Origin of the sequence: Pseudomonas sp. Sample_10 (assembly GCF_004321495.1) — a bacterium.
Classification (GTDB): Bacteria; Pseudomonadota; Gammaproteobacteria; order Pseudomonadales; family Pseudomonadaceae; genus Aquipseudomonas.
The window spans coordinates 26392-45174 of record NZ_RCOE01000003.1; the positions used below are offsets into that span (position 1 = coordinate 26392).

The 18783-nt window shown below is 61.1% G+C and carries 17 protein-coding genes and 1 riboswitch; of the genes, 12 read left to right on the forward strand and 5 right to left on the reverse strand.

What is annotated here, in order from left to right; all coding sequences use genetic code 11:
- Positions 1–24 precede the first annotated feature (24 nt).
- The gene (locus tag D8U18_RS00190) at positions 25–846 is read left to right on the forward strand and encodes an HDOD domain-containing protein (RefSeq protein ID WP_056856024.1); all 822 of its coding nucleotides are present in this window, start codon (positions 25–27) and stop codon (positions 844–846) included.
- Between the two features lie 88 nt (positions 847–934).
- Here D8U18_RS00190 and D8U18_RS00195 read toward each other — a convergent pair whose 3' ends face one another.
- Together D8U18_RS00195 and D8U18_RS00200 are read right to left on the reverse strand one after the other, a co-directional pair.
- The gene (locus D8U18_RS00195) at positions 935–2323 is read right to left on the reverse strand and encodes a sensor histidine kinase (RefSeq protein ID WP_131106765.1); all 1389 of its coding nucleotides are present in this window, start codon (positions 2321–2323) and stop codon (positions 935–937) included.
- Positions 2316–2987: a response regulator gene (locus D8U18_RS00200; RefSeq protein WP_056856026.1), complete on the reverse strand. Its 672-nt coding sequence runs from the start codon at positions 2985–2987 to the stop codon at positions 2316–2318. Before D8U18_RS00200 ends, D8U18_RS00195 begins: the two co-directional genes overlap by 8 nt.
- A gap of 393 nt (positions 2988–3380) precedes the next feature.
- Here D8U18_RS00200 and D8U18_RS00205 point away from each other — a divergent pair, with 393 nt between their 5' ends.
- Genes D8U18_RS00205 through D8U18_RS00220 form a run of 4 tightly spaced genes read left to right on the forward strand, consistent with a single transcriptional unit; the run spans position 3381 to position 7424 of the window.
- A complete protein-coding gene (locus D8U18_RS00205) occupies positions 3381–4358 on the forward strand; it encodes a tripartite tricarboxylate transporter substrate binding protein (protein ID WP_056856027.1) in 978 nt (325 codons plus the stop codon).
- A 58-nt stretch (positions 4359–4416) separates the two neighbouring features.
- The gene (locus D8U18_RS00210) at positions 4417–4875 is read left to right on the forward strand and encodes a tripartite tricarboxylate transporter TctB family protein (protein WP_056856028.1); all 459 of its coding nucleotides are present in this window, start codon (positions 4417–4419) and stop codon (positions 4873–4875) included.
- A gap of 1 nt (position 4876) precedes the next feature.
- Positions 4877–6391, forward strand: a complete 1515-nt coding sequence (locus tag D8U18_RS00215) for a tripartite tricarboxylate transporter permease (protein ID WP_056856029.1) — start codon at positions 4877–4879, stop codon at positions 6389–6391.
- The gene (locus tag D8U18_RS00220) at positions 6384–7424 is read left to right on the forward strand and encodes an AbrB family transcriptional regulator (protein WP_130906109.1); all 1041 of its coding nucleotides are present in this window, start codon (positions 6384–6386) and stop codon (positions 7422–7424) included. Before D8U18_RS00215 ends, D8U18_RS00220 begins: the two co-directional genes overlap by 8 nt.
- 55 nt (positions 7425–7479) lie before the next feature.
- On the opposite strand, the gene ung is transcribed toward D8U18_RS00220, so the two are convergent.
- Positions 7480–8172 (reverse strand): uracil-DNA glycosylase, encoded by a 693-nt coding sequence (gene ung / locus D8U18_RS00225; RefSeq protein ID WP_056856031.1) that lies wholly within the window; start codon positions 8170–8172, stop codon positions 7480–7482.
- Between the two features lie 132 nt (positions 8173–8304).
- Between ung and D8U18_RS00230 the strand changes: the two genes are divergently transcribed.
- Positions 8305–9417 (forward strand): enoyl-CoA hydratase/isomerase family protein, encoded by a 1113-nt coding sequence (locus tag D8U18_RS00230; RefSeq protein ID WP_131106766.1) that lies wholly within the window; start codon positions 8305–8307, stop codon positions 9415–9417.
- Between the two features lie 53 nt (positions 9418–9470).
- Here D8U18_RS00230 and D8U18_RS00235 read toward each other — a convergent pair whose 3' ends face one another.
- Both D8U18_RS00235 and D8U18_RS00240 read right to left on the reverse strand, forming a co-directional pair.
- Positions 9471–9965, reverse strand: coding sequence for a hypothetical protein (locus D8U18_RS00235; protein ID WP_056856033.1), 495 nt, complete (start codon positions 9963–9965; stop codon positions 9471–9473).
- A gap of 167 nt (positions 9966–10132) precedes the next feature.
- Entirely contained in the window at positions 10133–10378 is a 246-nt protein-coding gene (locus D8U18_RS00240; protein WP_131106767.1) for a hypothetical protein, read from the reverse strand.
- A 279-nt stretch (positions 10379–10657) separates the two neighbouring features.
- A riboswitch (guanidine-I (ykkC/yxkD leader) is annotated at positions 10658–10758 on the forward strand.
- A gap of 61 nt (positions 10759–10819) precedes the next feature.
- Between D8U18_RS00240 and D8U18_RS00245 the strand changes: the two genes are divergently transcribed.
- The 6 genes from D8U18_RS00245 to uca all read left to right on the forward strand — a co-directional run bounded on the left by D8U18_RS00245 (position 10820) and on the right by uca (position 18774).
- Positions 10820–11887 (forward strand): putative urea ABC transporter substrate-binding protein, encoded by a 1068-nt coding sequence (locus D8U18_RS00245; protein ID WP_056856035.1) that lies wholly within the window; start codon positions 10820–10822, stop codon positions 11885–11887.
- A 15-nt stretch (positions 11888–11902) separates the two neighbouring features.
- On the forward strand, positions 11903–12718 hold the full coding sequence (locus D8U18_RS00250) for an ABC transporter permease (protein ID WP_056856036.1): 816 nt from the start codon (positions 11903–11905) through the stop codon (positions 12716–12718).
- Positions 12715–13503, forward strand: a complete 789-nt coding sequence (locus D8U18_RS00255) for an ABC transporter ATP-binding protein (protein ID WP_131106768.1) — start codon at positions 12715–12717, stop codon at positions 13501–13503. Before D8U18_RS00250 ends, D8U18_RS00255 begins: the two co-directional genes overlap by 4 nt.
- A gap of 12 nt (positions 13504–13515) precedes the next feature.
- Positions 13516–14241 carry an urea amidolyase associated protein UAAP1 gene (locus D8U18_RS00260; RefSeq protein WP_130906936.1) on the forward strand — a complete coding sequence of 242 codons (726 nt, stop codon included), beginning with the start codon at positions 13516–13518 and terminating at the stop codon, positions 14239–14241.
- 11 nt (positions 14242–14252) lie between these two features.
- Positions 14253–14894 (forward strand): urea amidolyase associated protein UAAP2, encoded by a 642-nt coding sequence (locus D8U18_RS00265; RefSeq protein WP_130906103.1) that lies wholly within the window; start codon positions 14253–14255, stop codon positions 14892–14894.
- A 280-nt stretch (positions 14895–15174) separates the two neighbouring features.
- Positions 15175–18774 carry an urea carboxylase gene (gene uca, locus D8U18_RS00275; protein WP_131106769.1) on the forward strand — a complete coding sequence of 1200 codons (3600 nt, stop codon included), beginning with the start codon at positions 15175–15177 and terminating at the stop codon, positions 18772–18774.
- Positions 18775–18783 lie beyond the last annotated feature (9 nt).

Genomic DNA, 18783 nt, shown 5'->3' on the forward strand with positions numbered 1-18783 from the left:
TTTTGCGACACCTAGAGAAACTAAATGATTGAGCTGGCGGAAAAGGTCCAACAGGATTTGGTTGAGGCCATCGATAACGATGACCTGGTTCTGCCGACATTACCGGAAGTGGCGTTGCAGATTCGCAAGGCCGCTGAAGACCCGGAAATCAGTATCAGCAGTTTGAGCAAAGTCATCGGCCGTGATACGGCGCTGTCGGCTCGCCTGATCAAAGTGGTCAACAGCCCGCTGCTACGCGCAACCCAGGAAGTCACTGATCTGCACACGGCAATCACCCGCCTGGGCATCAACTACAGCAGCAACCTGGCGATTGGCCTGGTCATGGAGCAGATTTTCCATGCCCGCTCCGAGGTGGTGGAACAGAAAATGCGCGATGTCTGGCGCAAGAGCCTGGAAATCGCCGGCGTCAGCTATGCGCTGTGCCGCAGCTACACCCAGCTCAAACCCGATCAGGCAGCCCTTGGCGGACTGGTGCATCAAATAGGTGTGTTGCCGATCCTGACGTATGCCGAAGACCACTACGAACTGTTGTCCGATCCGGTCAGCCTCAACCATGTGATCGAGCGCATTCATCCGCTGCTCGGCGACAAACTTCTGAGGGTCTGGGAGTTTCCGGAATTGCTGGTACAGGTGCCACTGCTGTATCAGAACTTCAAGCGCCAATCAGCCCAGATCGATTATGTCGACTTGGTGCAAGTTGCCAGCCTGTATTGCCACAAAGATACCGATCACCCGATTTCACGCATCGATCCTTTCAGCGTTCCGGCCTTCGTCAAACTCGGGATCGATCCGGACAACAAGGCTATGTGTGCTGATTTGGAAGAAACGCGCTCGATGTTTTACTGAAAGCTGCGCGGGCAAGCCTCACTCCTACACGATTTCCACCGTCTTGCAGGAGCGAGGCTTGCCCGCGAACACTCCAGAACAGATGCCATCACTCCCCGGCAATGAAACTCACCCGAACTTTCAACCCTGCATGCTCACCATCATGCAGGCTGATCTGCGCCAGGTGTGCGCGACAGATCTCGCCGACAATCGCCAGTCCCAAACCTGATCCGGCCACTTGCTGGTTGCGTCGATAAAAACGTTCGAATACTCGCTCGCGCTCAGCCAGAGGTATTCCGGGGCCATCGTCCTCGACTTCCAGTACCGCTGGTGCCGAGACTCTCAAAATAACGTTGCCGCCCGGCGGCGTGTGGGCCAGTGCGTTGTCCACCAGATTGCTCAACAACTCGTTAAGCAGGGTCGGCTCCCCACGCAACCAGACCGGCTCGTCCGCCTCCAGCGCCAGCGCTACGCCGCGTTTGTGGGCCAGCGGCGCCATGGCCATGCCAAGCTCTCGCGCCAATTGACTGAGATCGAGCAATTGCGCGCCGCCCTCGGCAATCGCCCGGGCACCGTTTTCGACCCGCGCCAGCGAGAGCAGTTGGTTAGCCAGATGAGTCAGGCGATCTGTGCCCTGCGCCGCGGTTTCCAGTGTGCTGCGCCAGGTTTGTGGCTTGTCCGAACGCAAGCCCAGCTCAAGCCGCGCCTTGAGCGCCGCCAACGGGGTGCGCAGCTCATGGGCGGCATCGGCAATGAATTGCGCCTGTCGCTCGAATTGTCCACGCAGACGTTCGGTAAAGTGATTGAGCGCACGCACCAACGGCCACAATTCGTGTTGCACTTCAACCAGCGGCAACGGCCGCAGATCATCGGGCTGACGCTCCTCGACCGCCGTGCGCAAGCGCTCCAGCGGACGTAGTGCGGCGCTCACCGCGAACCAGACGATCATCAGCGCCCCGACGGCCAACATGCCCAGACGCAGCAAAGTGTCTGCCGCCAGGCTGCGAGCCATGCTTACCCGCGCTTCATCGGTTTCCGCCACGCGGATTTCCGCCATGCCGTTCATGTTAGGTTCGCTGACAGCCTTGAGCAGGCTGACGACCCGCACGTTCTGCCCCCTATACGTCGCGTTATAGAACCGCGCCAGCGCCGGGTAATCATCGGTGCGCGGGGTTCCGGGCGGAGGAGCCGGAAGGTTTTCGTAGCCGGAAATCAGGTTTTGATGGATATCGTTGACCAAATAGAAAATCCGCCCGGCACTGTCGTAGGCGAAGGTGTCGAGGGCCACGTAGGGCACGTCGAGACTCAGAGAGCCATCGCGCTCGGAGAGACCCGCAGCGATGGTCCGCGCTGAGGCCAGCAGCGTTCGGTCATAGGCGGTATCGGCGGCCTCGCGACCGTTCCAGTACGCGCTCAAACCACTGGCCAGCATCAATACCACCAGCAGCAATGCCAGATTCCACAGCAACCGCCAGCGCAGACTGCTGGGTTTATGCATCGCGGCTTTCCAGCAAATAGCCGAGGCCGCGGAAGGTCACGATGGCAACCGGTTGGCCGTCGAGTTTTTTGCGCAAACGGTGCACATAGATTTCGATGGCGTCGGGGCTGGCCTCTTCGTCGAGGCCGAACACCTGGGAGGCCAGTTGCTCCTTGCTCATCACCCGCCCCGGACGGGCGATCAGTGCCTCAAGCACAGCTTGCTCGCGCGAGGTCAGGGTCAGCAGCTCCTCGGCGAGCGTGAAGCGCCGGGTCTCCAGATCGTAGGCCAGCACGCCGCAGCGTTGCAGGCGTTCACCACCCAGCACACTGCGGCGCAGCAGGGCCTTGACCCGCGCTTCGAGCTCGGTCAACTCGAACGGTTTGGCCAGGTAATCATCGGCGCCAAGGTTGAGGCCATGCACCCGATCCTTCACGTCGCTGCGCGCCGTCAGCATCAACACCGGCAGATTCTTGCCCCTTGCGCGCAAGCGTGCGAGGACTTCGAAGCCGTCCATGCGCGGCAATCCGACATCGAGGATCGCCATGGCGTATTCCTCGCTGCCCAACGCCAGATCGGCCGCCACGCCGTCGTGCAGCACATCCACGGTCAAACCGGTGCTCTTGAGCGCCTGGGCGACACTTTCGGCGAGCTGCAGATGGTCTTCGACGAGCAGAACACGCATGGATCTTTTCCTCATTCAGGGATGGTCGACACCATTCTTTGGCGCGGAGTTTACAGCGGCATCCGTCGCTGTGAAGCCTGAACAACCGTGAAAGTCTTCTGAAAGGTTAGCGAAAGGTTGGGCCGTTAGAGTCGGGCGACGGATGGTTTCGTCTGCCTGCCATCCAATCGTGCTTTGAAATGTAGCTCCCGAAAAACGCCTCGATGCGTTTTCGACAATAAGAACAATAACCGAGGTACCCAATCATGTTGTCGAACCAACATCAGGCTTGCACGCCCCGCCCCATCGCTCACTCCCCATCGTATACCTTCGCCAGCGTCGAACCCGGCTGCACGGCGCGTAACTGCCGCACCTGAATCATCCCCAAAAACAAAAACTCCTGTGGAGACAAAAATGAATCGATCAATGCGCCGTCTCGCCCTCGCCGCCAGCTGCATGCTGTTCGCCGGTCAACTGATGGCCGAACCCAAACGTCCGGAATGCATCGCTCCGGCCTCCCCGGGTGGTGGTTTCGACCTGACCTGCAAACTGGCACAGAGCGCGCTGGTCAATGAAAAATTGCTGACCAAGCCCATGCGTGTGACCTACATGCCCGGCGGTGTCGGCGCGGTTGCTTACAACGCGGTGGTCGCCCAACGCCCGGCCGATGCCGGCACGCTGGTGGCATGGTCCAGTGGTTCGCTATTGAACCTGGCACAAGGCAAGTTCGGGCGTTTCGATGAAACCAATGTGCGCTGGCTCGCCGCTGTCGGCACCAGCTACGGTGCCATCGCGGTGAAAAGCGATTCGCCCTACAAGACGCTCGACGATCTGGTGCAGGCTCTAAAAAAAGATCCGAGCAAAGTGGTGATCGGTTCCGGCGGCACCGTGGGCAGCCAGGACTGGATGCAAACCGCGCTGATCGCCAAAGCCGCCGGGATCAACCCGCGTGACCTGCGTTACGTCGCCCTCGAAGGCGGCGGAGAAATCGCCACCGCCCTGCTCGGTGGTCACATCCAGGTCGGCAGCACCGACATCTCCGACTCCATGCCGCACATCCAGAGCGGCGACATGCGCCTGCTGGCGGTGTTCTCCGACAAGCGCCTGGACGAGCCGGAAATGAAGGACATTCCTACCGCTCGCGAACAAGGCTACGACATCGTCTGGCCAGTGGTTCGTGGTTTCTACCTGGGGCCGAAAGTCAGCGACGAAGACTACGCCTGGTGGAAGGACTCCTTCGACAAACTGCTCGCTTCACCCGAGTTCGCCAAGCTGCGCGATCAGCGTGAGCTGTTCCCGTTCGCCATGACCGGCCCGGAACTGGACACCTACGTGAAGAAGCAAGTTGCGGACTACAAAGTGCTGGCCAAAGAGTTCGGCCTGATCCAGTGATCGCCTCTGTCTAGTGGCCGCGACTCCGTTTGGCGGAATCGCGGCACAGGAGTTCCTCATGCTCTTACAACGCATTTTTGCTTCGGTGCTGTTGCTGGTCTGCCTGAGCCTGGTGGCGATGGCCCTACCTTATCAGGCACCTTTTTCCTACGAGCCGATCGGCCCGCGGGCCTTTCCGCTGTTGATGCTCGGGCTGATGGGCCTGGCGCTGGTTTACATGGTGTATCGCCCCTCGCCAATCAAGCACACCGATGAAGATCCGCCGATGGATCGCGAGACCTTGACCAAGATTGCTGTCTGCGTGCTGTTGCTGCTGGTTTTCGCCGGGCTGTTCGAACCGTTGGGCTTCATCCTCAGCAGCATGCTGGTTGGGATTCCGCTGGCCCGCCTGTACGGCGGACGCTGGTTGCCGGGAGCAGTCATCATCAGCTTGATGAGCGTCGGCCTGTACCTGCTGTTCGACAAAGTCATGGACGTGCCACTGCCACTGGGCCTGCTCGACGTTCTGGAGAACTGATATGGATACGCTTGGTTATTTGAGTCACGGCTTCGGTGTCGCGCTAACCCCTTACAACCTGGTGACTGCACTGAGCGGCACATTGATTGGCACCGTTGTCGGTCTGCTTCCCGGCCTGGGTCCGATCAACGGGGTGGCGCTACTGATCCCGATCGCGTTTGCATTGGGTCTGCCACCAGAGTCGGCACTGATCCTTCTGGCGGCGGTTTACCTGGGTTGCGAATATGGCGGTCGGATCAGTTCGATCCTGTTGAACATTCCGGGCGAAGCCTCGACCGTCATGACCACCCTCGATGGCTATCCGATGGCCCGCCAGGGTCTGGCCGGAGTGGCCTTGTCTCTATCGGCATGGAGTTCGTTCATCGGCGCCTTCATCGCCACCTGCGGGATGGTGGTGTTCGCGCCGATGCTGGCGAAGTGGGCGATCGCCTTCGGCCCCGCGGAATACTTCGTGCTGATGGTGTTTGCGATTGTCTGCCTTGGCGGCATGGCGGGTGATCGGCCGCTCAAGACGTTTATCGCGGCGCTGATCGGCCTGTTCCTGTCGACCGTCGGCATTGATGCCAACAGCGGTGTGTACCGGTTCACCGGCGACAACATCCACCTCACCGACGGCATTCAATTCGTGGTGCTGGTGCTGGGTCTGTTCTCCATCAGCGAAATCCTGTTGCTGCTGGAAAAAACCCACCGTGGCCAGGAAGCCTTCCAGGCGACCGGCCGGATGCTGTTCAACTTCAAGGAAGCCGCTTCGGTGTTCTGGGTGAACATGCGTTGCGGGGTGCTCGGCTTCATCATGGGCGTGCTGCCGGGGGCTGGTGCGACGCTGGCCAGCGCCGTGGCCTACATGACCGAGAAACGCATCGCAGGCCCCGGCGGAAAATTCGGTCAAGGCGACAAGCGTGGCCTGGCTGCACCGGAAACCGCCATTGGCGCAGAGGCTTGCGGTGCTCTGGTGCCGATGCTGACGCTTGGCGTTCCCGGCTCGGGCACCACGGCAGTTATGATTGGCGCGCTATCGCTGTACAACATCACGCCCGGCCCGCTGCTGTTTCAGCAGCAACCGGACATCGTCTGGGGGCTGATTGCTTCTTTGTTCATCGCCAACATCATGCTGGTAATCCTGAACATCCCGATGATTCGCATCTTCACCAAAATCCTTGCCGTACCGAACTGGGCGCTGGTGCCGATGATCGCCATCATCACCGCCATTGGCGTGTACGCCGTACACGCCACGACCTTCGATCTGTTCCTGATGATCGGCATCGGTATTTTCGGTTACATCCTGCGCAAGCTGGACTTCCCGTTATCGCCGGTTTTGCTGGGTTTCATCCTCGGTGGTTTGATGGAGCAGAATCTTCGTCGGGCTTTGTCGATTTCCAACGGTTCGCTGGATATTCTCTGGTCGAGCGGTATCACCGTCGGTGTCTGGGGGTTGATCGTGGTCATGTTGCTGGTGCCGATTGTACGCATCTGGCGCAAGCGCTCCGTTGCGCAACGCGCTATCGCCGATGTCTGATCGGTCCCCCTTCAAGCTTTGGTGGGGAACCCCGCTGGTCGGCCTGCTGGGCGGTTATCTCGCCAGTCAGGTCGGCTGGCCTTTGCCGTGGATGGTCGGCTCGTTGCTGGCGATCATCCTCGTGCGCTGCCTGACGCCGTGGCAACTGGCCGAAATCCCTGGCGGACGCAAGTGCGGCCAGTGGATCGTCGGCATCGGTATTGGCCTGCACTTCACCCCGGTGGTGATGGAACAGGTACTGAGTCATTTCGGTTTGATTTTCTTTGGTGCGTTGGTGACCAGCCTGTCGGCCGTGGTCGGTGTCTGGTTGATGCGGCGTACCGGTGAAGATCGCGCCACCGCATTTTTCTCCAGCATGCCGGGCGGCTCCGGGGAGATGGTCAACCTCGGCGCCCGCAACGGCGCAGTGCTCAGCCGTGTTGCGGCGGGACAAAGCTTGCGCGTGCTGGTCGTCGTACTGTGTGTCCCGGCAGCGTTCAAATACCTGATGGGCGACGGTGCGCCGATTTCCCACGCTGGCAGCATCGATTGGCGCTGGCTGGCGATTCTGTTTCCCGCAGGAGCGTTGGCCGCCTGGATTTGGGAGCGCCTGCGTCAACCCAATCCGTGGCTGTTCGGACCGTTGCTGGTCAGTGCGGCGGTGAGTATCGGTTGGGATTTGCACATCGGCTTGCCCAACGGCGGCAGCCAGATCGGCCAATGGTTGATCGGCAGCGGTCTGGGCTGTCACTTCAACCGGCAGTTTTTCCGTCGCGCGCCTTCATTCATGGGCCGGACCTTGATCGGCACGGTGCTGACCATGTTGATCGCCACGGCAGCGGCACTGGGCTTGAGTGCGCTGACCCACCTGGATCTGCGTTCGCTGACGTTGGGCATGATGCCGGGCGGGATTGCCGAAATGAGCCTGACGGCGGAGACCCTGCAATTGTCGGTGCCGCTGGTGACGGCGATGCAGGTGATGCGGTTGTTGTTTGTGTTGTTTCTGGCGGAGCCGTTGTTCAAGTATTGGAACCGAAACCCGGATTCAGACTGATGGACCTGTGGCGAGGGAGCTTGCTCCCTCGCCACAAGGGCCCATGGGGCAATCATCAAATTGGCGGTAACCGCCACTCGATCGGCGTCTCGCCATTCTGCTCGAGAAACTTGTTGGTTCGGCTGAAGTGCCCGCAACCAAGAAACCCGCGATAGGCCGACAGCGGAGACGGGTGCACCGAGGTCAACACCAGATGTTTGGTGGCGTCGATCAGCTTCTGTTTGCTCTGCGCATGAGCGCCCCACAGCATGAACACCAGGTGCGGCTGCTGCTGGCTGACCACTTCGATGATCCGATCGGTGAAAAACTGCCAGCCCTTGTCCTTGTGCGCATTGGCGTTGGCGCGCTCGACAGTCATGGTGGTGTTGAGCATCAGTACGCCCTGCTCGGCCCAACTCTGTAGATAACCGTGGTTGGGGATGTCGATGTTCAGGTCACGCTTCAACTCTTTGTAGATGTTCACCAGCGAGGGCGGCGCCGGTACGCCCGGTTGCACCGAGAAACACAAACCATGGGCCTGGCCCGGGCCGTGGTACGGGTCCTGGCCGAGAATCACGACTTTGACCTTGTCCAGCGGCGTGGAATTGAGTGCGTTGAAAATCATCGGACCCGGTGGATAGATCTCCTTGCCGGCCGCCCGCTCCTGTTGCAGAAAGTTTCGCAACTCCGTCATGTAGGGCTGGTCGAATTCGGCACGCAAGGCCTCCTTCCAGCTCGGTTCGAGTTTGATACGGTCGTCAGCAGTCATGGTTACATCCGGCAAAAACAATGGGGCGAACCCTAGGAAAGCACACCTCGCTTGTCAATTGATCTGACACAGATCCGGCACTTTCCTACACAGCGATCATACTTAACCCTCAAATTCCCGATCGAGGTCACGATGAATCTGCACTTCGAAGAACTCACCGGCACCGACGGCGCCCGCATCGGCGTTGCGACACTGGATGCCGAAAAGTCGCTGAACGCACTGTCCTTGCCCATGATCAACGCCTTGCGCGACCGACTGGATGCCTGGGCCAAAGAGCCACAAATCGTTTGCGTGCTGCTGCGTGGCAACGGTGCCAAAGCCTTTTGCGCCGGCGGCGAGGTACGCAGCCTGGTAGATGCCTGCCGGGCCCATCCGGGCGAAGTGCCGCCTCTGGCCGCGAACTTCTTCTCAGCGGAATATCGCCTGGACTTCAGCCTGCACACCTATCCAAAACCGTTGATCTGTTGGGGCCATGGTTATGTGCTCGGCGGCGGCATGGGCCTGCTGCAGGGCGCGAGCATTCGTATTGTCACGCCGAGCAGTCGACTGGCCATGCCTGAAATCACCATCGGCCTGTACCCCGACGTAGGCGCCAGTTGGTTCCTGTCGCGCCTGCCGGGCAAGCTCGGATTGTTTCTCGGCCTGACCGGTGCCCACATGAACGCGCGCGATGCGATTGATCTGGACCTGGCCGATCGCTTCCTGCTCGATGAACAGCAGGCAGATTTGATCGAAGGTCTGCTGCAATTGAACTGGCAGGAACAGACGCCGATGCAACTAAACAGTCTGCTCAAGGCCTTGCAGCAGGAAGCCGTTGCGCAAATGCCCGAGCCTCAGTGGCTGCCGCGGCGCCAGCGCATCGATGAATTATTGGATGTCAGTGATGTGCGCTGCGCATGGAAGGCGGTCAGCCCATTGCGTGATGACGCCGATCCGTTGCTCAGTCGCGCCGCCCGGACCATGAGCGAAGGCTCACCTCTGACCGCTCACCTGGTCTGGGAACAGATCGCCCGCGCCCGACATCTGTCACTGGCCGAAGTCTTTCAGATGGAATACACGCTAAGCCTCAACTGCTGCCGGCATCCGGAGTTCAGCGAAGGCGTACGCGCGCGGTTGATCGACAAGGACCAGAAACCGCACTGGCACTGGCCGGACATCAATAACGTGCCTGAAACGGTGGTGGAAGCGCACTTCCACAAGGCTTGGGAGGGGCGGCATCCGTTGGCGGATCTTTCCCAGTTCTGAACGAACTGTGGGAGCGAACTTGCTCCCACAGATTTTCTCATTAGACGCAATGATCAGCGGTGATTGCCCCGGCCGTCCCGATCACCGCGCCCGTTATGGTCACCTCGACCGCGATAGTTGTCGTTACGCCCGCCATGGCCCCGATTATTGCTGTCCCAGCCACCACGGTCACGTCCATCCCAACCACCACGGTTGCGGCCATCCCAGCCATGACTCTGATGCGCCCGGTAGTCGGGGCGCGACTGATAGTGGCGCGGCGCCGTCTGGTAGTAGCGCGGTGCGGGTTGGTAGATCCGCGGCTGCGAGTAATAGCGCGGCGTTGGTTTGTAATATCGCGCAGGAGGCGCGTAGTAACGGGCGGGTGGCGAGTAATAACCGCCATTGGAATAGTAACGATCGCCCCCGGCGTAGTAGCCCGGCGCTGGCGAGGTATACACCTCGGAACTGTAGTAGCTGACGCCTCCATCGGAATAAGGCACGCATGCACCCAGGGATAAGCCCGACACAGCAATCAAAAGCACTCGACGCAGCATTTTTAGACAGAGCATAGCGGCCTCCTGGACCGCGAGTGAGCCGCACCAGCGACGCTGGCGGGCGACAGTCAATGATTCGGCGACTGTCGAAAGATCAGACATCGAATTCCGAATCCGGTGCGTCCCAGCAACAAGTTGAAACATCTGCCCGATGAAAGGTTTTTCATCCATTCACGGGCTGATTAGTAGTGACCATGGCGATATCCACCGCCGTAATGCCGAGGCCCGTGCCCGCCCCAGTAGTAATAGCGGTAGCCACCATAGAAGCGCGGACCGCCGTAGTAATAGCGTGGGCCGTAATAGTAGGAATAAGGTGAATAACCAGGGTAGTAATAAGGCGAGGAGTACACGTCGTAGGAGCCGGTGTAGTAATAACAACCGGTCAACCCGAGCCCCAAAAATGCACCGAGCAACAGTCGACGAAACATGGCGGCCTCCTGAAAGACCCACAATCGGAGCAGGCCCGACTGACTCCTGTTTTGACTGAAATTCCCTCACCGAGTGCCGGATTGCAGTGACCTTCGGATCAGCGGCCGCCCGCGCCACATCTCAGTGCATCGACGCACCATCTCAAAGCAGCCCGCCCCTCGCGCACTCACCGTAGATGTTGCACGCCCCCACGCTAGAGGCCTTCTACGGACTTGGCACGGGTCTCGCTTTAGCAATCGCGTGCAGGAGTCATCACAGGTTCGCGGCACCACAATTTGCAAATGGCTGACTAGGGTTCCGGCTCGCAAGTGCGAGTGACTGGTCCGAGAGTTGGCGACCTCCAGTTGAGGTTACACGGCGGGACAAAAGCCCGGGAGACAAGCCACCGTTCGCGGTGCCGCGTTGACTCCTGCCCGCCCTTATCAACTGGAGATTCCGAAATGTCCCGACTACGTTTCCCCGCCTTGCTCGCCGCCGCGTTTGCAGCGTTGCTCAGCAGCCAATCCCAGGCCGCCCAGAAAGACCACTTCAGCGTTTGCTGGACGATTTATGCCGGCTGGATGCCCTGGGAATACGCCGGCAGCCAAGGCATCGTCGATAAATGGGCGAAGAAGTACGGCATCAAGATCGATGTGGTGCAGCTCAACGACTACGTCGAATCCATCAACCAGTACACCGCCGGCCAGTTCGACGGCTGCACCATGACCAACATGGATGCGCTGACCATTCCGGCCGCTGGCGGCGTCGACAGCACCGCGCTGATCGTCAGCGATTTCTCCAACGGCAACGACGGCATCGTGCTTAAAGGCGAAGGCAAGAAAGTCGCCGACCTCAAGGGCATGGACGTCAATCTGGTCGAGCTCTCGGTGTCCCACTACCTGCTGGCCCGGGCCCTGGATTCGGTGGATCTCACCGAGAAAGACCTGAAAGTGGTCAACACCTCGGACGCCGATATCTCGGCGGCCTTCAACACCGATCAGGTCAACGCCGTCACCACCTGGAACCCGATGCTCTCGGACATCAAGGCCAAACCTGCGGTGACCGAAGTCTTCAACTCCAGTCAGATCCCCGGGGAAATCATGGACATGATGGTGGTCAACAGCACCACCCTCAAAGACAACCCGGCCTTGGGCAAAGCCCTGACCGGCGCCTGGTTCGAAGTGGTCGAGCTGATGAACGCGAAAAACGCCGCCGGCAAGGCTGCCCTTGAGCACATGGCCAAGGCTTCGGGCACCGACCTTGCGGGTTTCCAGGCGCAACTGGACACCACCAAATTGTTCGCCACCCCGCAAGAAGCCCTGGCCTTCAGCACCAGCAAGCAACTGCCGGAAACCATGCGCAAGGTCGCCGAGTTCTCCTTCCAGCACGGCTTGCTGGGTGAAGGCGCCAAGGACACCAGCGCGGTCGGCATGGCCTTCGCCAATGGCGTGACCAGCGGCGACAAGGGCAACCTCAAGCTGCGTTTCGACCCCAGCTACGTGCAGATGGCCGCTGACGCCAAGTTGTAAAAAGAGGACTTGGCCATGCGCCTGATCAATCGTCACCCGGATCGCCCGAGTCGCCTGTTGCTGGTGATCCTGCCATTCGCCCTGGTGCTGTTCGCCTACTTCATGGGGTCGGCCGAGCGACTGGCGGACAACCCCAATGACAAGCTGCTGCCCAGCGCCGTGCAAATGACCGATGCGGTAAAACGCCTGGCCTTCGCCGCTGACAGCCGCACCGGCGACTACCTGCTGTGGCAAGACACCGCCTCCAGCCTGCGTCGCCTGGCCATCGGCCTGGGCATCAGCGCCGTGGCCGCGCTGTGCCTGGGCATCGCGGCGGGCACCCTGCCGCTGTTCGGGGCGCCGTTGTCGCCATTGCTGACGGTGTTGTCGATGGTGCCACCGCTGGCGATCCTGCCGATCCTGTTCATCGTTTTCGGCTTGGGCGAGTTGTCGAAAGTGATGCTGATCGTGATCGGCATCACCCCGGCACTGGCCCGGGACCTGGAACAACGCGCCCGGGAAATCCCCGTGGAACTGCTGATCAAGGCCCAGACCCTCGGCGCTTCGACCTGGACCTTGATGCTGCGGGTGGTACTGCCGCAATTGCTGCCACGGCTGCTGATCTCGTTGCGCTTGATGCTCGGTTCGGCGTGGCTGTTCCTGATTGCGGCCGAAGCCATCGCTTCGACCGACGGTCTGGGCTACCGGATTTTCCTGGTGCGCCGCTACCTGGCAATGGACGTGATCCTGCCCTACGTGGTGTGGATCACCCTGCTCGCCTGGCTGATGGACTGGGCTCTGAAACGCCTGACCCAACGCGCTTTCCCCTGGTACGAAGGAGCGCGCGCATGAGCTTCATCACGGTTAAAAATGTCTGGCAGCAATACGCCGATCAGGTGGTGCTCGAAGGCCTGAACCTGAGCGTCAGTGAGGGTGAGTTCTGCACGTTGGTCGGCGCGTCCGGTTGCGGTAAATCGACGTTCCTGCGCTTGCTGCTCGGCCAGGAAAAAGCCAGTCGCGGCGAAATCCTGCTGGATGGCCAGGCCTTGGCCGGTGAGCCGGATGCCAGCCGTGGCGTGGTGTTCCAGCGCTACTCGGTGTTCCCACACTTGAACGTGCTGGACAACGTTGCCCTAGGCCTCGAACTGCCCCGCTCGCCCTTGCTGGGGCGTTTGTTCGGCAGCGCCAAAAAGGCTGCCCGCGAGCAAGCCGCCGTGCTGTTGCACAAAGTTGGTCTCGGGCACTCGCTGGACAAGTACCCGGCGCAGCTCTCCGGTGGCATGCAGCAACGCCTGGCCATCGCCCAAGCGCTGATCATGAAGCCCCGGGTGTTGCTGCTCGACGAACCCTTCGGCGCACTCGATCCGGGCATCCGCAAAGACATGCACGCCTTGCTGCTGGAGCTGTGGCGCGAGACGCAACTGACCGTATTCATGGTCACCCACGACCTGAGCGAAGGCTTCAGCCTCGGCACCCGCTTGCTGGTCTTCGACAAGGTCCGCCTCGATCCGCATGCCCCAGGCGCTTATGGCGCCCGCATCACCTACGACATCCCTTTGAACACTGACCGCCGCACCACCCGTGCCGCCGTCGATGCCTTGCCGGTGCAACTGGCAAGCGCGCTTCGAACCGCTTGAGAGGACTTCCACATGACTGATTCGACCCAACTGTTCCCGCCCTTCGCCGAAGAAATGCTCCCCGGTGGAGGTCATCGCTCCTTTGTCCTGAAGCGCGGCCAACTGCTGCGCCTGACCGACCTTCGCGGCGGCGCCAACGTCAGCCTGACGCTGCTCAACGCCAACGAAAAAACCGAGCGCCTGAATCTGCCCGACAGCCTCAAATGCCAGCACACCGCCAAGCTCACCGCCGGTCATTGCCTGTATTCGGACATGGGCCGCGTGCTGGCCGCCATCACCGCCGACACCTGCGGCTGGAGCGACAGTCTCGGCGGCGTTCTCTGTGCTGAAGAAGTCGCGGAAAAATACGGCGCCGGGCGCTACCAGGAACTGCGCAACGGCTTCTTCCGCAACGGCACCGACAACCTGTTGGTGGAACTGGGCAAATGGGGTCTGGGCCTGTCGGACTTGCTGATGACCCTCAACCTGTTCAGTCGCGTCAACGTCGATGACGGCGGGCGCTTCCACTTTGTCGAGGGCAATTCCAGGGCCGGCGATTACATCGAGTTGTACGCACCGATGGACACGCTGGTGGTGCTCACCGCGCTGCAACATCCGATGGACCCTTCGCCCGAGTACGCACCGAAACCACTGAAGCTGAGCTGGATGAACGCCGATCCCAGCGTCGCCGAACACTGCCGCACCTCGCGCCCGGAAAACGAGCGCGGCTTCATCAACACCGACCGTTTGTTTGCCTGAGGATCGCTGCCATGTCACTCGCTCTCATCAACACTGAAAAGCAGCCGGAAAACGCGATCTACCGCGCCACCATCCCCGCCGGTGAACCCTGGCTGATGGAGGTCAAGGCCGGCCAGACCTTGCGCATTCTCGACCTCGAAGGCAACCAGGCGGTCGATACTCTGTTCTACAGCGTTGCCAACCCCAGGGAACGCTACGACGTACAGCGCACCCTGCGCCGGCAGAACAGCGTGTACCTGAGTACCGGCAGCGTGCTGTACTCCAACCTCGGCAAGCCGATGCTGACCATCGTCGCCGACACCTGCGGGCGTCATGACACCCTCGGCGGCGCGTGTGCACAAGAGAGCAACACCGTGCGTTACGCCCTGGAAAAACGCTACATGCACAGCTGCCGCGACAACTACCTGCGCGCTTGCGTCCACGACGGACGACTGGGCAAGGGCGACATCGGGCCGAACATCAATTTCTTCATGAATGTACCGGTCACCGCCGACGGCGGGCTGACCTTCGAAGACGGGATTTCCGCACCAGGCAAATACGTCGATCTGCGTGCCGAGATGGACGTGATCGTGCTGATCTCCAACTGCCCGCAACTGAACAACCCGTGCAACGCCTACAACCCGACCCCTGCGGAGCTGCTGGTATGGAACTGAAATTTTCGCGGTTGCGCCGTTGGTTGTTTGCCCTGTGCCAGGCCCGTTCCGGGCAGTGCCTGAAATCTCCAGACCACCGCTAACACTGTGGGAGCGGGCTTGCCCGCGATGAGGCCAACACACTGCACATTGATGGCGACTGACCCATCGCTATCGCTGGCAAGCCAGCTCCCACAGGAGTCGGTGCTGGTCTGAAGAGAATTGATTCTGCCGCTGGGGACGACCTCGGCGCTTATCGAAAAACTGCGGGACGGCCCGCATCCCCTTCAGGGGTTATGCCATGTTCGAAAAAGTCCTGATCGCCAACCGTGGCGCCATTGCCTGTCGCATCCTGCGTACCCTGCGCGAACTGCACGTCCAGGGCGTTGCCGTTTACTCCGAAGCCGATGCAGCCAGCCTGCACATCCTGCAAGCCAATGAGGCCCACAGCCTCGGCGAAGGTGCCGCCGCCGGCACGTATCTGGCGGTCGACAAAATCCTCGCCATCGCCAAATCCACGGGCGCCACGGCGATCCATCCCGGCTATGGCTTTCTGTCGGAAAACGCTGCGTTCGCCGAAGCCTGCGCAGCCGCCGACATCGCCTTCATCGGCCCGACGCCAGAGCAACTGCGGGTGTTCGGCCTCAAGCACACCGCCCGTGCACTGGCCAGACAACACGGCGTGCCGATGCTCGAAGGCACCGAACTGCTCGACAACCTCGACGCCGCCCTGCTCGCCGGTGAACAGGTCGGCTACCCGGTGATGCTCAAAAGCACCGCCGGCGGTGGCGGCATCGGCATGCGGGTGTGCCGCAGTGCAGCCGAGTTGAGCGAGTCCTTCGAAGCGGTCAAACGCCTGGGGCAGAACAATTTCAGCGATGCCGGTGTGTTCATCGAGAAGTACATCCAGCGTGCCCGCCACTTGGAAGTGCAAGTGTTCGGCGATGGTTGTGGTGAAGTGATCGCCCTCGGTGTACGTGACTGCTCGGTACAGCGGCGCAACCAGAAAGTCCTCGAAGAAACCCCGGCACCGAACCTGCCGGACGGCATGGCCGATGAACTCTGTGCCGCCGCGATCAAACTGGCCAAAGCAGTGAGTTACCGCAGCGCCGGCACCGTGGAATTCGTCTTCGACAGCGACGCCCAACGCTTCTATTTCCTGGAAGTGAATACTCGCTTGCAGGTAGAGCACGGCGTCACTGAACAGGTGTGGGGCGTCGATCTGGTGCGCTGGATGGTGCAACTGGCGGCCGGTGATTTACCGCCGTTGAGCGAGCTGATGCACGGCTTGAAACCTGAGGGTCACGCGATCCAGGCGCGGCTGTATGCGGAAGATCCGGGACGGGATTTCCAGCCGAGCCCGGGCTTGCTCACTGCGGTGGATTTCCCTTCGGCCAACGGCATACAACTGCGCATCGACACGTGGGTCGAGGCCGGGTGCGAGATCCCGCCCTACTTCGACCCGATGATCGCCAAGGTCATCAGTTGGGCGCCGACTCGCGAAGAAGCCCGTGCCGATTTGCATCAAGCCCTCGGCGAAAGCCAACTGTATGGCGTGGAGACCAACCGCGATTATCTGCGGCAGATTCTGCTCGATACCCCCTTCGCCAGCGGCCAGCCATGGACCCGTTGCCTGGAAGGCCTGGTTTATCAGGCCAACACTTTCGAAGTCATCAGCGCCGGCACCCAGACCAGTGTCCAGGACTATCCCGGCCGCCTCGGCTACTGGGCTGTCGGCGTACCGCCGTCGGGACCGATGGACAGTCGTGCATTGCGTCTGGGCAACCGCTTGCTGGGCAACGACGAAGGCGCAGCGGCACTGGAAATCACCATGAGCGGGCCGTTGCTGCGCTTCAACTGCGCAGCCGTGATCGCCGTGACCGGGGCTGTGATTCCATTGACGTTGAACGGTGAAAGCGTGCCGATGAACACGGCGTTGCTGATCCCCGCAGGGGCGACTTTGAGTCTCGGCACCATCGCCGGCGCCGGTGCCCGCAGCTACCTGTGCCTGCGCGGCGGCCTGCAAGTGCCGGATTATCTGGGCAGCAAAAGCACCTTCACCCTCGGCCAGTTCGGCGGCCATGGCGGTCGTGCCCTGCGGGCCGGTGACGTGTTGCATGTTCCGGCGCTGAGCGACCTCAGCGTCGGTCACCAACTGACTGAGGAACTCGTCACCGCGTTGCCAGCCGTGCGACAGATCCGTGTGATCTACGGCCCCCACGGAGCCCCGGAATATTTCACCGAGAACTACATCGAGACCTTCTTCGCTACGCAGTGGGAAGTGCATTTCAATTCCAGCCGCACCGGCGTGCGCCTGATCGGGCCGAAGCCGCAATGGGTGCGGGCCGACGGTGGCGAGGCGGGTCTGCACCCGTCGAACATTCACGACAATCCCTACGCCATCGGTGCGGTGGATTTCACCGGGGACATGCCGGTGATCCTCGGCCCGGATGGCCCGAGCCTCGGTGGGTTTGTTTGCCCGGTGACGGTGATCGAGGCCGATCTTTGGCAGTTGGGGCAATTGAAGGCTGGGGACAAGGTGCAGTTTCTACCCGTCGACCTCAAGACCGCCCGTCAATTGGCAACACAAAGCCTTTGTGGCGAGGGAGCTTGCTCGCTCGCCACAGGCCAAGTGCTCCCACAGGGTCTTGTGTCGCCAGTGGTGTTGGATCTTGGCCAGGACGATACCCGACTGGTCGCGCGTTTGTCGGGCGACACGCATTTGCTGCTTGAGATCGGCGCCCCCGAACTCGACCTCGTCCTGCGTTTCCGCGCCCACGCCTTGATGCAGGCGCTGGAAAGCCAAGACTTGCACGGTGTGATCGACCTGACACCCGGCATCCGTTCCCTGCAAATCCACTATCAACCCGAACAACTGCCGCTGTCCGACCTGCTCGGCATCGTCGCCGGTGAATGGGACGCGGTGTGCGCCGCCAAGGACCTGCAAGTGCCGTCGCGCATCGTCCATCTGCCGCTGTCCTGGGACGATCCGGCGTGCCAGTTGGCGATCGAGAAGTACATGACCACCGTGCGCAAGGACGCGCCGTGGTGCCCGAGCAATCTGGAGTTCATCCGCCGTATCAATGACCTGCCGAACCTCGATGAAGTGCAACGCACGGTGTTCGACGCCAGCTATCTGGTGATGGGCCTGGGCGACGTTTACCTCGGCGCACCGGTCGCCACCCCGCTCGATCCGCGCCATCGCCTGGTCACCACCAAGTACAACCCGGCCCGTACCTGGACCGCCGAGAACTCGGTGGGTATCGGCGGCGCCTACATGTGCGTTTACGGCATGGAAGGCCCCGGTGGTTATCAGTTCGTCGGGCGCACGTTGCAGATGTGGAACCGCTACCGCGAGGTCGCCGCGTTCGACGGCAAACCGTGGCTGCTGCGCTTCTTCGACCAGATCCGTTTCTACCCGGTCAGCTCCGATGAACTGCTGCGCATTCGCCGGGATTTCCCTCTCGGGCGTTTCGATCTGAACATCGAGCACAGCCAGCTGAACCTGGCGGATTACCAGGCGTTTCTGGCACAGGAAGCCGAGACCATCAATGCTTTTCGCGACCAGCAACAAGCCGCCTTCAATGCCGAACGCGAGCGCTGGATCGCCAGCGGCCAGGCGCATTTCGATAGCGAGGAACTGGCCCCGCAAGTGATCGAAGACGCACCGCTGGACGATGGCCAACTGAGCGTCGACAGCCACATCGCGGGCAACCTCTGGCAGGTTCAGGTGGAAACCGGCAGCCGTGTCGCAGCCGGCGATGTGCTGGTGATTCTGGAGTCGATGAAGATGGAAATCCCCCTGCTCGCCCCGATGGCCGGCGTGGTGCGCGAGATCCGCGTGCAACCGGGTTCGGCGGTGCGCGCCGGACAGCGCGTCGTGGTGCTGGCACTCGACTGAACCCATTTT

Coding starts and splice junctions, on each gene's coding strand:
- D8U18_RS00190 (WP_056856024.1), top strand. CDS start 25: ATGATTGAGCTGGCGGAAAAGGTCCAACAGGATTTGGTTGAGGCCATC.
- D8U18_RS00195 (WP_131106765.1), bottom strand. CDS start 2,323: ATGCATAAACCCAGCAGTCTGCGCTGGCGGTTGCTGTGGAATCTGGCA.
- D8U18_RS00200 (WP_056856026.1), bottom strand. CDS start 2,987: ATGCGTGTTCTGCTCGTCGAAGACCATCTGCAGCTCGCCGAAAGTGTC.
- D8U18_RS00205 (WP_056856027.1), top strand. CDS start 3,381: ATGAATCGATCAATGCGCCGTCTCGCCCTCGCCGCCAGCTGCATGCTG.
- D8U18_RS00210 (WP_056856028.1), top strand. CDS start 4,417: ATGCTCTTACAACGCATTTTTGCTTCGGTGCTGTTGCTGGTCTGCCTG.
- D8U18_RS00215 (WP_056856029.1), top strand. CDS start 4,877: ATGGATACGCTTGGTTATTTGAGTCACGGCTTCGGTGTCGCGCTAACC.
- D8U18_RS00220 (WP_130906109.1), top strand. CDS start 6,384: ATGTCTGATCGGTCCCCCTTCAAGCTTTGGTGGGGAACCCCGCTGGTC.
- ung (WP_056856031.1), bottom strand. CDS start 8,172: ATGACTGCTGACGACCGTATCAAACTCGAACCGAGCTGGAAGGAGGCC.
- D8U18_RS00230 (WP_131106766.1), top strand. CDS start 8,305: ATGAATCTGCACTTCGAAGAACTCACCGGCACCGACGGCGCCCGCATC.
- D8U18_RS00235 (WP_056856033.1), bottom strand. CDS start 9,965: ATGCTCTGTCTAAAAATGCTGCGTCGAGTGCTTTTGATTGCTGTGTCG.
- D8U18_RS00240 (WP_131106767.1), bottom strand. CDS start 10,378: ATGTTTCGTCGACTGTTGCTCGGTGCATTTTTGGGGCTCGGGTTGACC.
- D8U18_RS00245 (WP_056856035.1), top strand. CDS start 10,820: ATGTCCCGACTACGTTTCCCCGCCTTGCTCGCCGCCGCGTTTGCAGCG.
- D8U18_RS00250 (WP_056856036.1), top strand. CDS start 11,903: ATGCGCCTGATCAATCGTCACCCGGATCGCCCGAGTCGCCTGTTGCTG.
- D8U18_RS00255 (WP_131106768.1), top strand. CDS start 12,715: ATGAGCTTCATCACGGTTAAAAATGTCTGGCAGCAATACGCCGATCAG.
- D8U18_RS00260 (WP_130906936.1), top strand. CDS start 13,516: ATGACTGATTCGACCCAACTGTTCCCGCCCTTCGCCGAAGAAATGCTC.
- D8U18_RS00265 (WP_130906103.1), top strand. CDS start 14,253: ATGTCACTCGCTCTCATCAACACTGAAAAGCAGCCGGAAAACGCGATC.
- uca (WP_131106769.1), top strand. CDS start 15,175: ATGTTCGAAAAAGTCCTGATCGCCAACCGTGGCGCCATTGCCTGTCGC.